This window comes from uncultured Mycobacterium sp. (assembly GCF_964249325.1).
Lineage (GTDB): Bacteria > Actinomycetota > Actinomycetes > Mycobacteriales > Mycobacteriaceae > Mycobacterium.
Genome location: NZ_CAXUCH010000013.1, coordinates 26,977 through 41,304 on the forward strand (window position 1 = coordinate 26,977; position 14,328 = coordinate 41,304).

General features: G+C 62.8%; 15 protein-coding genes. 11 read left to right on the plus strand and 4 right to left on the minus strand.

All coding sequences use genetic code 11. The features are described 5' to 3' along the window. The first annotated feature begins 290 nt into the window (after positions 1–290). The 8 genes from ACFE99_RS03490 (at position 291) to ACFE99_RS03525 (ending at position 9,815) form a co-directional block, all read left to right on the plus strand. The gene (locus tag ACFE99_RS03490; protein ID WP_375482473.1) at positions 291–1,058 is read left to right on the plus strand and encodes an MlaE family ABC transporter permease; all 768 of its coding nucleotides are present in this window, start codon (positions 291–293) and stop codon (positions 1,056–1,058) included. 13 nt (positions 1,059–1,071) lie between these two features. After that, positions 1,072–1,935, plus strand: a complete 864-nt coding sequence (locus ACFE99_RS03495) for an MlaE family ABC transporter permease (protein WP_375482445.1) — start codon at positions 1,072–1,074, stop codon at positions 1,933–1,935. Between the two features lie 21 nt (positions 1,936–1,956). Then, entirely contained in the window at positions 1,957–3,144 is a 1,188-nt protein-coding gene (locus tag ACFE99_RS03500; protein WP_375482447.1) for an MCE family protein, read from the plus strand. Continuing rightward, positions 3,141–4,202: an MCE family protein gene (locus ACFE99_RS03505; protein WP_375482449.1), complete on the plus strand. Its 1,062-nt coding sequence runs from the start codon at positions 3,141–3,143 to the stop codon at positions 4,200–4,202. Before ACFE99_RS03500 ends, ACFE99_RS03505 begins: the two co-directional genes overlap by 4 nt. A 9-nt stretch (positions 4,203–4,211) precedes the next feature. Continuing rightward, positions 4,212–5,330 (plus strand): MCE family protein, encoded by a 1,119-nt coding sequence (locus tag ACFE99_RS03510; protein WP_375482451.1) that lies wholly within the window; start codon positions 4,212–4,214, stop codon positions 5,328–5,330. Then, on the plus strand, positions 5,327–6,793 hold the full coding sequence (locus ACFE99_RS03515) for an MCE family protein (protein ID WP_375482453.1): 1,467 nt from the start codon (positions 5,327–5,329) through the stop codon (positions 6,791–6,793). Before ACFE99_RS03510 ends, ACFE99_RS03515 begins: the two co-directional genes overlap by 4 nt. A 65-nt stretch (positions 6,794–6,858) precedes the next feature. Beyond that, positions 6,859–8,151: an MCE family protein gene (locus ACFE99_RS03520; protein ID WP_375482475.1), complete on the plus strand. Its 1,293-nt coding sequence runs from the start codon at positions 6,859–6,861 to the stop codon at positions 8,149–8,151. Continuing rightward, entirely contained in the window at positions 8,151–9,815 is a 1,665-nt protein-coding gene (locus tag ACFE99_RS03525; RefSeq protein WP_375482477.1) for an MCE family protein, read from the plus strand. The genes ACFE99_RS03520 and ACFE99_RS03525 overlap by 1 nt, the downstream gene beginning before the upstream one ends. A 26-nt stretch (positions 9,816–9,841) precedes the next feature. On the opposite strand, the gene ACFE99_RS03530 is transcribed toward ACFE99_RS03525, so the two are convergent. From ACFE99_RS03530 to ACFE99_RS03540, 3 genes are all read right to left on the minus strand, one after another. Then, positions 9,842–10,372, minus strand: coding sequence for a hypothetical protein (locus ACFE99_RS03530; RefSeq protein ID WP_375482455.1), 531 nt, complete (start codon positions 10,370–10,372; stop codon positions 9,842–9,844). A gap of 139 nt (positions 10,373–10,511) precedes the next feature. Further along, positions 10,512–11,099 carry a twin-arginine translocation pathway signal gene (locus ACFE99_RS03535; RefSeq protein ID WP_375482457.1) on the minus strand — a complete coding sequence of 196 codons (588 nt, stop codon included), beginning with the start codon at positions 11,097–11,099 and terminating at the stop codon, positions 10,512–10,514. Then, positions 11,096–11,869 carry a hypothetical protein gene (locus ACFE99_RS03540; RefSeq protein WP_375482459.1) on the minus strand — a complete coding sequence of 258 codons (774 nt, stop codon included), beginning with the start codon at positions 11,867–11,869 and terminating at the stop codon, positions 11,096–11,098. Before ACFE99_RS03540 ends, ACFE99_RS03535 begins: the two co-directional genes overlap by 4 nt. 141 nt (positions 11,870–12,010) lie before the next feature. On the opposite strand from ACFE99_RS03540, the gene ACFE99_RS03545 reads away from it, so the two are divergent. From ACFE99_RS03545 to ACFE99_RS03555, 3 genes are all read left to right on the plus strand, one after another. After that, positions 12,011–12,415 carry a hypothetical protein gene (locus ACFE99_RS03545; protein ID WP_375482461.1) on the plus strand — a complete coding sequence of 135 codons (405 nt, stop codon included), beginning with the start codon at positions 12,011–12,013 and terminating at the stop codon, positions 12,413–12,415. A gap of 219 nt (positions 12,416–12,634) precedes the next feature. Next, entirely contained in the window at positions 12,635–12,871 is a 237-nt protein-coding gene (locus ACFE99_RS03550) for a hypothetical protein (protein ID WP_375482463.1), read from the plus strand. A gap of 245 nt (positions 12,872–13,116) precedes the next feature. Continuing rightward, complete coding sequence (locus tag ACFE99_RS03555; protein WP_375482465.1) at positions 13,117–13,431, plus strand: DUF732 domain-containing protein; 315 nt, start codon at positions 13,117–13,119, stop codon at positions 13,429–13,431. Positions 13,432–13,504: 73 nt separating this feature from the next. Here ACFE99_RS03555 and ACFE99_RS03560 read toward each other — a convergent pair whose 3' ends face one another. Next, positions 13,505–13,873, minus strand: a complete 369-nt coding sequence (locus ACFE99_RS03560) for a hypothetical protein (protein ID WP_375482467.1) — start codon at positions 13,871–13,873, stop codon at positions 13,505–13,507. Between the last annotated feature and the right edge of the window lie 455 nt (positions 13,874–14,328).

A 14,328-nucleotide genomic window follows, 5' to 3' on the forward strand; every position in this document is an offset into this window, starting at 1 on the left:
TTTGAGTTTCCTGTTACAGATTCGCATTTCGCACCCCGGAGGCCACGCCGTGGGTCATAATCGCGAGACGCGTGACGAAGTTCGGGGCCTACTCCTTTATTGACGAGTCCTGACGCTGACCGCAAGCAAGGAGGGCGCGCCGTGAGGAGGTTGCCGTCGTGACGCCAGGGGTCGCATTGGCGCGCAACGTTGATCGTTCGGCAGCGGTGTCGGCGTGACCGTTGCGGGAGGAGGGGGAATCGGTGGCGAATAGGGCGGCTGATCGCGACCGCTGGTCTTCAGGCGTCAATATGCCGAAGGGCTTCTCCGAAGCGATGCAGGCCGTGGGCGGGCTGGCCTCGATGTCGGGGGACGCGCTGAGATTCGTGTTCCGCCGGCCGTTTCAGTGGCGAGAGTTCCTGGATCAGTGTTGGTTCATCGCCCGTGTTTCATTGGCTCCCACCTTGATGGTGTCCGTACCGTTGACTGTTCTGGTCAACTTCATTCTCAACATCCTGCTGCGCGAATTGGGCGCCGCGGATCTGTCCGGTGCGGGTGCCGCGTTCGGCGCGGTCACCCAGGTCGGGCCGCTGGTGACGGTGTTGGTCGTGGCAGGGGCGGGCGCCACCGCGATGTGCGCCGATCTGGGTTCACGCACCATTCGCGAAGAAATCGACGCGATGGAGGTGCTGGGCATCAACCCGGTGCAGCGTTTGGTGACGCCCCGGATGCTGGCGGCCGGGCTAGTGGCGCTGCTGTTGAACAGCCTCGTGGTCATCATCGGCATCCTGGGCGGCTACACCTTCTCGGTGTTCATCCAAAGCGTCAACCCCGGCGCGTTCGCCGCCGGCATCACCCTGTTGACCGGCGTGCCGGAGATGATCATCTCCTGCGTCAAGGCCTTGTTGTTCGGCTTAATTGCCGGGCTGGTGGCCTGTTACCGGGGACTGAGCATTACCGGCGGGGGGGCCAAAGCCGTGGGCAACGCCGTCAACGAAACCGTGGTATACGCATTCATGGCGCTCTTCGTCGTCAACGTCGTGGTCACCGCCATCGGAATCCGATTCACGACCAAGTGATTGGAGACACGCGATGACGGTCAAGACACTGAGAGCCACCTACCCCAGGACCTTCCGGGCGCTCGACCAATTTCGCAAGCCCGCCGATGCTGTCGGCGCGGTCGGCGATCACGTCTTGTTCTACGGTAGGGCGCTTGCCGGGATGCCGTTCGCGACGGTCCACTACCGGCGAGAAGTAATCCGTCTCATTGCCGAAATCAGCATGGGCGCAGGGACTCTGGCACTGATCGGCGGCACCGTTGTGATCGTCGGCTTCTTGACGATGGCTGCGGGCGGCACGTTGGCGGTTCAAGGGTATAGCTCGCTGGGCAATATCGGCATCGAAGCACTGACCGGGTTCTTGGCGGCGTTCATCAACGTCCGCATCTCGGCCCCCGTGGTCGCGGGAATCGGCTTGGCAGCTACCTTCGGTGCCGGCGTCACCGCGCAATTGGGCGCCATGCGCATCAACGAAGAAGTCGATGCGCTGGAAACCATGTCGATTCGGCCGATTTCGTATTTGGTCAGCACCAGGATCATGGCGGGCTTGATCGCGATCACTCCCGTTTACAGCATTGCCATCGTCCTGTCGTTCGTCGCCAGCCAGTTCACCACCGTCGTCCTGTTCGGCCAATCGGGTGGCCTCTACAACCACTACTTCGATGCATTCCTGTACCCGTACGACTTGTTGTGGTCGTACTTGCAGGCCGTACTGATGGCGCTGGCTGTTTTGTTGATCCATACCTACTACGGCTATTTCGCGGGTGGCGGGCCAGAGGGTGTCGGGGTCGCCACCGGCAACGCGGTCCGTACGTCGCTCGTCGTCGTGGTATCGGTGACACTGCTGGTCGCGCTATCCATATACGGCACCAACGGACACTTCAACCTGTCGGGATAAGGGAAAGCGCCTAGGAAGACGATGTCACACAATGCGATACGCGTACTCGCCGGTTTGGTGGCCGTCGTCGTCATTGTCGGGATTGTCGCCGTTGCGGTCGGTATGTTCCAGGGCAGTTTCGCCACTACCGTGCCCGTCACCGTGGTTTCGCCGCGCGCCGGGCTGGTAATGAACAAAGACGCCAAGGTGAAGTTGCGCGGCGTGCAGGTGGGCAAGGTCGCCTCGATCGATTCGGGGCCTAATGGGCAAGCGGTGCTTCACCTTGCGATGGATCCCCCGCAGCTGCGCTACATTCCCGCCAACGTGCTCGTCGACATTACATCCAACACGGTGTTCGGCGCCAAGTTCATCGAGCTGATACCGCCCGCCAATCCCTCACCACAGCGATTGCATGCCGGCCAGGTGCTCGACAACAAACACGTCACCGTGGAAATCAACACGGTGTTCGAACGACTGTCGGCGCTGCTGCAGAAGATCGATCCCGCCAAACTCAACGAGACCCTCGGTGCAATCGCGTCGGCGGTCAACGGCCGCGGCCACAAGATCGGCCAATCACTGAGCGACTTGGATTCGTTTCTGGCCACACTGGATCCGAGTCTTCCGGCCTTCAGCCACGATCTCGCCGTGCTTCCCGCGGTGGCGAACGCCTATGCCGACGCCGGGCCCGACATCGTGAAGATCGCCGATAATTCGACCCGGATCAGTCAGACGATCGTCGACGAACAGCGAAACCTGGACGAGTTCCTGATCAGCAGCATCGGTTTGGCAACGACCGGCAACGACGTGCTCAGTACCAACCGGCAATTGCTGACCTATGTCTTGCACACGCTGGTGCCGACCACCAATTTGCTCAACGAGTACCACCAAGCGCTGTGGTGCGCTCTCGGCGGGATGGCCCAGAATTTGAAGGCTCCGCCGCTGGATGTCGCGGGTTTAAAGTTTTCGGCTGGCGTCACTTTCGGCGCCGAACGTTATCGGTACCCGGTCAACTTGCCCAAGGTCGCCGCGAAGGGCGGCCCGCAGTGCCACACCCTTCCCAATGTGCCTCCCGATGTGGCTCCGCCGTACGTGGTGGCCGATGTCGGTGCCAACCCCTGGCAGTACGGAAACCAGCAGCTCCTGCTCAACTCCGATCTCCTCAAACAGCTGCTGTACGGGCCGCTCGCTGGGCCGCCGCGCAATACCATGCAGATTGGCCATCCCGGATGAGCAACATGCGCGCGACGATCATCAAGTTCGCGGCCTTCGGGGCCGTGATGGTGCTGCTGACCGTGTTTCTGTTTTTCATTTTCAGCCAATTCCGAACCGGTGCGACAACCGGGTATTCCGCGGTCTTCAACGACGTGTCGCGCCTCAAGACCGGGCAGACCGTGCGGGTCGCCGGTATCCGGGTGGGCACGGTCCAGGGCGTGGAATTGCGTCCCGACAACAAGGTAGTGGTGAAGTTCGACGCCGACCGCAGTCTGGTGCTCACCGGCGGCACCCGTGCCGTCGTGCGCTACCTCAACCTAACCGGTGATCGCTACCTCGAGCTGGTCGACGGCCCCGGATCGACCAAGGTGTTGCCGGCTGGTTCGCAGATCCCGGTCGACCGCACGGCACCGGCGCTGGACCTGGATCTGCTGCTCGGCGGTCTGAAACCCGTCATTACGGGGCTGAAGCCGCAAGATGTCAACGCGCTCAGCGCCGCGCTGGTGCAGATCTTTCAGGGCGAAGGCGGCACCTTGGATTCTCTGCTGTCGAGAACCTCGTCGTTCTCAAATACCTTGGCCGACAACGAGCAAACCGTGCAGCAACTTATCGACCACCTCAACACCGTGGTGGGTACGTTGGACAAAGACGGTGACAAGTTCTCGCATGCGCTGGATCGTCTCCAGCGACTGGTCAGCGACTTTTCCCAAGACCGCGACACGATCGGCGCCGCAATCGACTCCCTGGACAGGGGAACCGCCTCGGTCGCGGATCTGCTGACCAAAGCGCGGCCGCCGCTGGCCGGCACGGTGGCGCAGTTGAGCCGGTTGGCTCCGCTGCTCGACGACCACAAGGACGAGCTCGATGTTGCGCTGCAGAAGACGCCGAAGAACTACCGCAAATTGGTGCGGGCCGGCTCATACGGCAGCTGGCTGCCGTATTACCTCTGCGAGTTAAGCTTTCGCGTCTCGGATCTGCAGTATCGGACCGTGGTAGTGCCCTGGTTCAAGCAGGAAGGCGGAAGGTGCGCGGAGCCCACCGAACAGGAACTGCGCGACGTCTCGGGAGCGCGATGAAGGAGCCCGATGGATAAGTACCGCGGAGCCCGTCTGATTCGGGCCGGATTTATGGGCGTTGTGCTGGCGGTCCTGATCATCCTGGTGGGACTGTCTCCCGACCAGCTGGCGCAGCGCGCCACCGCGGTCAGGTACCAGGCGCTGTTCGCTGACGCAGGCGGCCTGAGTGTGGGCAATGTCGTGACGGTCTCGGGAATGCCGGTCGGCAGTGTGTCGAAGATGTCGCTCCGCAACGGCGATGCCTTGGTGACCTTCACCCTCAAGGGGACGGTCCTGCTGGGGTCGGACACTACCGCGCACATCAGGACGGGCTCGCTGCTGGGCCAGCGAGTGCTCACCGTGGAATCAGCGGGTGGCGGCCGGCTGCATCCGATGGAAGTTATTCCTGTGTCGCGCACATCCTCGCCCTACTTGCTGACCGAGGCCCTCAGCGACGTCAGTGCCTACGTCGCCGAAACCAATACCCAAGCGGTCAACCAGTCGCTTGACACGCTGTCGGCGACGCTCAACCAGATCGCTCCGCAACTGGGACCGGCCTTCGACGGGGTGACCCGATTATCGCGAGCCCTCAACAGCCGCAACAAAACCCTGGGCGAGCTACTTAAAAGTGCCGCCGATGTCACCGGAATCTTGTCGCAACGCAGCCAACAGCTCAACACGTTGATTCTCGACGCCGACGATCTGCTGCAGGTGCTCGTGGCGCGGCGGTACGAAATCGTGCAACTGCTGGCCAACACCTCCGCGGTGGCCAAGCAGCTGTCCGGAGTGGTGCACGATAACGAAGCCAGGCTGGCGCCGACGCTGAAAAGACTGAATTCGGTGGTCGCGATGCTGGAGAAGAACCGCGACAACCTGGCCAAAGCGATACCGGGTTTGGCGAAGTATCAGCTGACGCAGGGGGAGGCTGTCGCCTCCGGGTTTTACTACACTGCGTTGGTCCCGAATGCGTTCATCCCCGAAGTATTTTTCCAGCCGTTCCTCGACTTTTTCTTCGGGTTCAGAAGACGTGTTGACCAAGGGCAACCGCCGGACACCGCCGGGCCGCGGGCATTGTTCCCCTGGCCGTCCAACGCCATTCCACCGTGTCCCGACTGTACGGTCGGGGGCAGGCTGGGATCACAACAATGATGGGGCGCAACAGGTTTGCGGTCGTGCTGGCGATCGCCTTGGCAGTGCTCATTGTCGCCGGCGTGGCAGTGGCGATCCGCAATACGTTCTTTGGTCCCAAGACGATCACCGCCTACTTCACCACTGCCACCGGTATCTACAAGGGCGATGACGTGAAGGTCGTCGGCATCAAGGTCGGCAGCATCGCCGGCATCCAACCCGAGGGCACCCGGGTCAAGATGACCATGCACCTAGATCACGGCGTGCCCATTCCGGCGGATGCCGAGGCCGTGATCGTCGCCCAGAACCTGGTGGCGGCCCGCTATGTCCAGCTCACCCCCGCGTACCGGTCGAGCGGCCCCACCATGGGTGACGGCGCCGTAATACCGGTGGAGCGGACCGCGATACCCGTCGAGTGGGACGAGGTCAAAGCTCAATTAACGCGGCTGGCAACGGATCTGGGACCTAGCGGCAAGGTGCCGAGCAGCTCGATCGGCCGCTTCATCGACAGCGCCGCCAACGCGTTGGGCGGCAACGGCGACAAGCTGCGGCAGACGCTGGCTCAACTGTCCGGGCTGGGCAGGACGCTGGCCGACGGCAGCGGCAACATCGTCGACATCATCAAGAACCTGCAGACCTTCGTCACCGCGCTTCGCGACAGCGGCCAACAACTTGTGCAGTTCAACGACCGGCTCGCCACGCTGACCAGCGTGCTCAACGACAGCAGATCCGATTTGGACGCGGCACTGACGAACCTGGCGGCGGCGCTTCCCGAGGTGCAGCGGTTCATCGCGGGAACCCGTGACCCGCTCGCCGAGCAGATTGCGCGGCTGGCCGACGTCACCCAGGTCCTCGTCGACCAGAAGACGGCTTTCGAAAACGTCCTGCATGTTACGCCGAACGCGCTCGCGAACGCCTACTCGGACTACGACCCCGACACCGGCTCCATCCGCGGACAATTTGCCCTGCACAACTTCACCAATCCCGTCTGGGCCATCTGCTCACAATTAGGCGCCATCGAGAACGTCACCGCAACCGAGACGGGCAAGCTGTGCGCCCAGTATCTCGGCCCGGCGCTGCGGGTGGTCAACCCGTTCACTTTGATAAGCTGGCCGGCCCTCTTTACGTTGTTCGGGTTGGGTTTCTTTCCCAACTTCAACTACATGTGGTTTCCGTTTAACCCGATCCTGGCGAAGTCGGCAAGCCGGGAGAACATCGTCTACACCGAGGGGCGGCTGGCACCCGGCGGCGAGGGGCCAAAGCCAGGGCCGCCCGAGCTGCCCCCCGCGGTGTCCGCATATAACGGGCTACCAGGTGATCCGCTGGGACCGCCGGAGGGGCCGCCGCGGGAGCGGATACCAGGAGCGGCGAAGCCGGAACCGCCCGCGCCGACGACACCCTTTGAATCGCCGGCTGCTCCGCCGCCCCCGGCACCGGCTAACGTGCCGGAAATGCTACTTCCCGCAGAAAGACCGCAACCGTGACCGCCCAGCCATTAAACGCCGCTCGGGTGCCGGTGCGGCGGGTGCTTGCCGTCGGCTGCTGCGTCATGCTGGCCGCGACCGGATGCGCATTCAACGGCCTTAACTCGCTACCCCTGCCGGGTGCGACTGGACGCGGGCCCGGAGCCGATATCTACCACGTCGAGATACCCAATGTCGGAACGATGGAACCCAATTCGCCGGTGATGATCGACGACGTCGTGGTCGGCAGCGTCAACAAGGAGACCGTGAAAGCCTGGCACGCCGACGTCGAGATCTCGGTGAAGCGCGATGTGGTGGTGCCCGCCAACGCGGTGGCCCGCGTCGGCCAGACCAGCCTGCTGGGATCGATGCATCTGGAGCTGAACCCGCCGCCCGGCCAGCAGGGAATCGGACGGCTAAAGCCCGGCGCTACGATCCCGCTGAACAGGGCCTCAACTTACCCGTCGACGGAGCAAACCCTGTCGTCGCTGTCGGTCGTTGTCAACGCCGGAGGGCTGGGGCAGATCGGCGACATCATCCACAATTTCAGCGCCGCCTTGTCGCAGAACCCACGCGCTGTTCGGGATCTGCTTGTTCGCCTCGACAGGTTTGTGGGCACGCTCGATGAGCAGCGTGACAACCTCGTCGCATCGATACAGGGGTTGAACCGGTTCGCTGACACCTTGGCCGCACAGCGCGACGTCATCACGACCGCGTTGCGTAAGGTACCGCCCGCGCTGGACGTGCTGATCAGGGAGCGGCCGCGCATCATCACCGCGCTGGACAAGCTGCGCGTGTTCAGCGACACCACCACCCGGCTGATCAACGACGCGGGGGCCGATCTGGTCAAGAACCTGCAAAACCTCGAGCCGACGATTCGTGCGCTGGCCGACGTCGGGCCGGACCTGGACAAGGCCCTGACATACGCGCCGACGTTCCCGTTCCCGCAGAACATCATCGATCGCGCATTCCGAGGCGACTTCACGAACGCGTTTATCGTCCTCGACTTTACTAACGCCCGGCTCAGGGGCGCCACCTTGCTGGGCACCCATTGGGAACGGATGGGCGCGGAGTGGATACCGGCGCCCGGAGAGCCGTACTACTTGCAGTACCAGTACACGCCCGATCCGCTTCATCCGGGGGCGCCCGGACCGGTGCCGCCGCCCGTCAATGCACCGCTGACCCCCACGGCGGCGCCGCCACCAATATATGGCGCGCCGCTGCCGCCACCGCCGATCGGCGCGTGCAACGGGGCGGACCCGAATTGTCCGGCAGCCAATGCACAACCGCCACGACCCATACCGCCGACCCCACCTGGTCCGGGCGCGCCACCATGGATTGGACCGGGACCGATGCCACCGCCGGAAGGGAGTGGCTGATGCTAAGCCGGTTTGTCCGTATCCAGTTGGGGATTTTCACAATCGTCGGGACCATCGGTGTGATCGTCATGGTCTCGAACTACATCCACGCGGCAACCCTGCTCGGAATCGGGCGGACGACCGTCACGCTGGAGCTACCCGCCGCCGGTGGCCTCTACCAGTTCAGCAACGTGACCTACCGCGGGGTACAGGTCGGCAAGGTCACCGCGGTGTCGTTGACCCCCAACGGCGCGAAAGCGACGCTCTCCCTTAACTCTTCGGCAAAAATCCCGGCCAACGTGCAAGCGGAGGTGCGCAGCGTCTCCGCGGTGGGTGAACAGTACGTGGATCTGCGGCCACGAACCAACTCGCCGCCCTACCTGCACAACGGCTCAGTCATCGCCATGCGCGACGCCACGATCCCGCAGCCGGTGGGGCCGCTGCTCGAGAAGAGCACGGCGCTGGTCGACAGCATCCCCAAGGGCAAGCTCACGCAGTTGCTCGATGAGTCGTTCAAGGCATTCAACGGGGCCGGGTATGACTTCGGTTCACTGTTCGACTCGGCGTCGCGACTCTCCCGCGACCTCAACGGCGTCGCCGACCGCGCGCGAACCCTGAACGAGGACACCGTGCCGTTTTTGAACTCGCAAGCACAGACCACCGACGCAATCCGGCTATGGGCACGCAGCCTTGCCGGGGTCACCGAGCAGTTGGTGACCGACGACCGCCAAGTGCGGAGCATCCTGGAAACCGGGCCCGGCGCCTTCGACGAGGCGTCTCGGCTGTTCGAGCAGATCAAACCGACGTTGCCGGTGCTGCTGGCCAACCTCGCCACTGTCGGCGAGATCTTAATGACCTACAATGCTTCGCTGGAGCAGGTTTTGGTGTTGCTGCCGCCGTTCGTGGCCGCTGTCCAATCGCTTTCACAACCCAAAAACCCGACCGGGTTTGCCCGCGGCGACTTCGCGGTCACTGTCAGCGATCCGCCGGCATGCACCGTCGGTTTCCTACCGCCCAACAAATGGCGTTCGCCGGCCGACCTCACGATCCCCGATACGCCGGACGGGCTGTACTGCAAACTGCCGCAGGATTCACCGATCGCGGTGCGCGGCGCCCGCAACAACCCCTGCATCAGGCATCCCGGAAAGCGCGCGCCGACGGTCGAAATCTGCGACAGCGACAAGCCATTTGAACCGCTGGCTATGAGGGAGCACATCTTCGGAGCGTACCCGCTGGATCCTAATCTTCTCGCGCAAGGCGTCGCGCCCGATGATCGGGTGAACTTCTTCCGCGACAATATTTTCGGACCAGTGGAGGGGACGCCCCTGCCGCCCGGACTGTCTCCGCCTCCCGGGCCGCCGCAGCCGGCCTCGCAGTCTAGCGCCCAAAGCTCCACACCACCGCCGGCCGGCGTCCCGCCAACGTCGGCGCCGGGGGCTCCGCCCTTAGCTCCGATGGATGTTCCAGATGCGGCCGCGCCGCCCGCCGGCCACGGAAGCGGGGGGCCGCAGGCAGCCCCGAGTGCCTTCGCGGACAATGGATCTGCGCCTGGTCCATCGGTGGCCGTCGCTCACTACGACCCGCACACCGGCGGATATGTTGCTCCCGAGGGGAAGCTCTATCGGCAGCGCAACCTTGTGAAAGAAGGGGCGCCCAAGACGTGGCAGGACATGCTTCGCGCATGAGCGCGGTGCGATGAGCGCCCGGCCGATCAGCCTATCTTGTCTAGCCTGAAGGGCATCTGGACGACGAGCCACCTGTTTTGGCCGCAGGCCCCGCTCGGGCCGACTGTCTTGTCCAGCCCAGCCAGTGTCGGCGACCCAGGCTGCTGCATACCGTCGGGGCCGACGGCGGTGAAAGTGAATATCTGCTGTCCGGTGGCCGCGGTGCCCCCACCGGTGACCGGGCCGTCAGGGCACGGTTCCCAATTCGGCACATCCCGTTTGACGTACCACAGCACCCCGTCATGCATGTATAGCGGTGCGCTCCAACCCTGGTCGCTGGTCACCTGACCGCTGCAATCTTGGTAAGTTGTGCACGAGGAGGTGATGGTCCAAGTGCTGTGCACCGTCGCCTCGTCGTGAAATACCTCGTTGGTCTTTGCCCATTCGCCGACTGACGTGGCGATGTAGGTGCCATTGATGGGGTTGCCGTCCGCCCACGCTGACGGTGCCGTGCCCAAACCGCCGATCACGACGGTAGCCATCAGAGTTGCGCGTGCTACGGGGCTCAGGGAACGCATCACGTGGCTCCTCGACTCGCTACAGTCTTCGGCCAAATGCCTATCACGCGGTTCTACGGTGCGGCATTGTCAAGTGCTGAGGGTAACATCGTGCCCGCGGCTTATGCGCCGATTCGCGCCAAACATGGAACGGCGGCTTTCACAGGGGGTCGAACTTCGCTATCAGCCAGGAACCCTTGACCTTCGTCAGCGTTACCCGGACGCTGCTTCCCGTTTTCACCGGTTCCGGCTTGTCCTTGCTGGCCGTTTTCTGATCGATGAACACAAGCACGACAGCTGAATTCGGATGTAGCTCCGACACGGCGGCTTTAACCACCCGGACCTTCGTCGTCAGTCCGCGCTGGGCCGCCGGTGCCATGATCTGTTCGGTGAACTGCTTGTAATAGTCCTCAAGGTCGTCGGTAATCCGCGACTTCGCATTGGCCAAATCGCGGCTCAAGCTGTCAGGCGAGTACGAAAGGAGGGCCACCGCACCCTCTGACGCAGCCCTGACCGCCTCATCTGCTGCCGCGTTGTCGGTTTGCTGATCCGGACGGTACTCAGAGAAAAACAAGCCAACAGCCAACCCTGTCGAGCCAATTAACAACGTGGTCAACAAAATTGGACGCCACATGGCCATGCCACGCCGAATCCCACGCCAACTCAGGCGGATTCGGCGGCGACGCACCGGCTTCATGTCGGATGGAACTGCCACGTCGTCGATCTGTGAAGCGTCATCGACCGTCACGGTAAAAACTCGACTCTGGACATTTTCAGCTGCCCGCCGTCCCTTTGAAGATTCATCACGATTCGCCACGACCGCGGCGGCGGTGTGCTCTTGTCGGGGTTGGTGACCTCGGCTTTCGCCGCGACAAGGACCACGGCCGAATCGGCATTCATCGACTCGACAGCGACGGCATGCACGGCGGCCTTGGTGCTGACCTTCGACTTCTCGACCGCCTCAACAAGATCGTTCGCGGTCAGGAGCATCTGAGTCTTGAACTGGCCCGTGGTGTCATCGATGACCCGCTGCAGATCGTCCCTCGCCTTGTCGGCGTTGATCGACATCAGCGTAATGGCGCTCTGCCGGGCCGCCGCGGCGAACTCTGCGGTGCGCTGCCGCTCGTCCACGGTCCTGCGGTGATACCACAGCACATAACCGCTTGTTCCCAGCAAGGTGCAGATGAGGATCACCGCGGCGCTGACAGCGACTGATCTCCGCCCCGGGCGCCGCAGCACTCCCCGCCGTAACCGAGCCCATCTCGTGGGTGCTCGTTTCGCCTGACCGACGCTCTCCTCGACAGCCGCGCCGTGGGTGTCGTTCGCTTCCACGGTTTCGGTCGTGTCGACCTGACCGCTCGACGTCGTGTTGGCGTCCCGGCTCAGCCGGATGGCGCGGGCACGGGCGGCCTGGGCTCGTGCTTCCGCCCGGGCGGCCTCCTCCATCGCTTCCGCGAGGGAGGGGTCATCACAGCGCTCTGAGTCGAGCGGCCCGGTTGGACGCTTCCGCGACGACATGGTCACCTCCTTGTCGCGATGGAGGGGAGAGCCACATTATCACTCGTCGAGTCAGAACTCCGTACAGCGGGTCGACTATGTTTAATCGGCATATTGTGGGGAAAGGAAGAATTTTCTTTTCAGCTGTGCCAAAGTGATTGAGTGCGATTCGTCGTGGCAGCGGCTGCCGCGTGGGTGGGGATGAGTGTGCTGGCGGCGCCACCCGCCGTGGCTGGACCGACGCAATGCGACTATCCCAGCTGCACGCCGGGGATCGCCCGGGGCATCATCCTCGGCTCAGATTGTGACAACACTACCTACTACGTCTTCGGGACTGCGGATTACGAAATCTCGTTTGCCACCCAGCCGGGCCGGCTGATGTACTGCGGCTCACCACGGAGATATCACCCCAGGTGGTTTCGCTCGCCTCCGATGGCTGGAGTCAAGGAAGAGAACTCCGACTGCGAAGAATGGCCGGAGTACTACGTCGCGCAAGCGCCGGACGGCCTATTCCTCATGTGCATCGCTCAAGCCGGGCGCCAGACCTGGGTTCGGGGCGACACATAGGAGGTACGTAAAAGCTGGGCGTGCGCCGGGAGGATCACTATGAAAATCGGCTGGGGCTTGGCTACGGCGGCTATTTTCACTGCCGGTACGCTCTGCATGGCAAGCCCTGCCCGCGCGGACGACTTCAGCGGTACCTACATCCGAACGGGACCGGGTACCGAGGCTGATGATTGGCAGACCACTTGGGTTGTAACGCCCTGCGGCGCAGGATGTGTGCACGTGGCGGATAGCACCGGGTGGAGTGCCGATGCGCACATCATCAACGGTCGGTGGACATTCGAGGTCTACCGCCCAGACGCCACGAAGTGCCTTAATGGATGGGCACCCGGCACCGCCAACTACTCTGTCGACGCTGCACGACTGGATGGGTGGGTCGTCACCACCAAGCCGGCGCCGTGTGCCCTACAGGCTGGTTATTCGACTCCCCTCTATTTCACTTTGACAAAGGTCGGCTGAAACCAGGAATCCGGAGTGATCTGATTCCCCGACTACCGTGTGGGACATCGACATAGTTCCGTGTCCGCATTATGGCCACAGCGGTTTGCGCCGGTGAGAGGTGGCATAGCCACGACGGTGCTGGAACACACGACAGTTCGCAGAATGCCGCCTTGAAGTCAGAAAATTCTCAGCTAACTCGGTCAAATCAGGAACGTTCCCGCATTACGCTGTCACCGACGCGAAGAGCAGGGGTGGAGGCGAATATGCGGCTTTTCAATGCGGCCCTGCTGGTCTTCGCGATCCTCGGCAGCGCAACCACGCTCGGGGTCGCGATGGCCCATGCTGCCGGAGACAGCGACTATCTGAAGCTGCTGAGTGACTACGGGTTCGATGTCTCCACCGATCAGAATCGACAGTTAATGCTCCAAATTGGTCACGCCATGTGCAATGACCTACGCAGGGGCGCCATCCCGCCAAAAGAGGCAGAGATGGGCCTCCAACTTGGTGCAGCAAGCCGCGTCATTATGAGCGCCGCTCAGCTTGACCTGTGCCCCGACACCCTTCCGCCGCGGCCGTGACGGCATGTAGCCGTGTGACAGCGGCAGGAGAGTGACCCAGCACTGTCAGGCAAACCCCCAGCTGGACGGTCAATTACCAGGGGCGCAGAGAGCACAAGACGCCCTTGGCGCCGTCCTGCATTGCGACGATATTTCCGTCGACCAGAAGTTGGCAGTGGAACATCGGCGTGCCCGGTTCGTGTCCGGTATTGGCGGTGAAAAACGCCCATTGGAAGGGGTTCGCCAGGTCCAACTCGTAGGTCCACGGGGCGCCGGGACCCACATCGGCTTGGACATTCGGGACGAACCGGTAGGGATCATGACTGTAATCCGAAAAGATCGGCGGCTCTTGATCGAGGTAGTAGATATTCGCATAGATCGGGTTGGAAGCGGTCAGCAGGTACTTGACGTGATGGAGGACCGGCTGCTCATCCGCGTGTGATGCCGCGGTGCTTGCTATCACGGTCGCGATTGCCAAAGGCACCGCGGAACCAATACTCAGGAGCGACCTTGTCGTCGTCACTTCCCTCCTCCGCTCCTCAATGCGAACTCCCACTGCGGTGCCACGCTGCTTTCTTCCGGTGATTGTCTCACCGGGCCTCCTGCTCCTACCGACTTTTGCCGACCAAACCGATCTGGACGCGCGCTTAGGCGGGCGTATCGTCGCGGTGCACCCAGCGCAGCGTCCTATTCACCTGAAGGCATATGAGCGGGAGTCCATCGGCTTGCTGCGCAGACTGATTCAACGCATCGCAAGGCAGCGCGACGTCACGTAAACCAGCTAGCGCCCCGGCCGGTGTCCAAACACCCGCAACGGTACACACGTAAGTCTTGGAGTCGAAGTCCAAGCCAAAGTCATACAAGTTGTTCGGAGGCATTCAGGGTGACCACGTGGGGGTAGTTGCCCGGCGCTGAGGG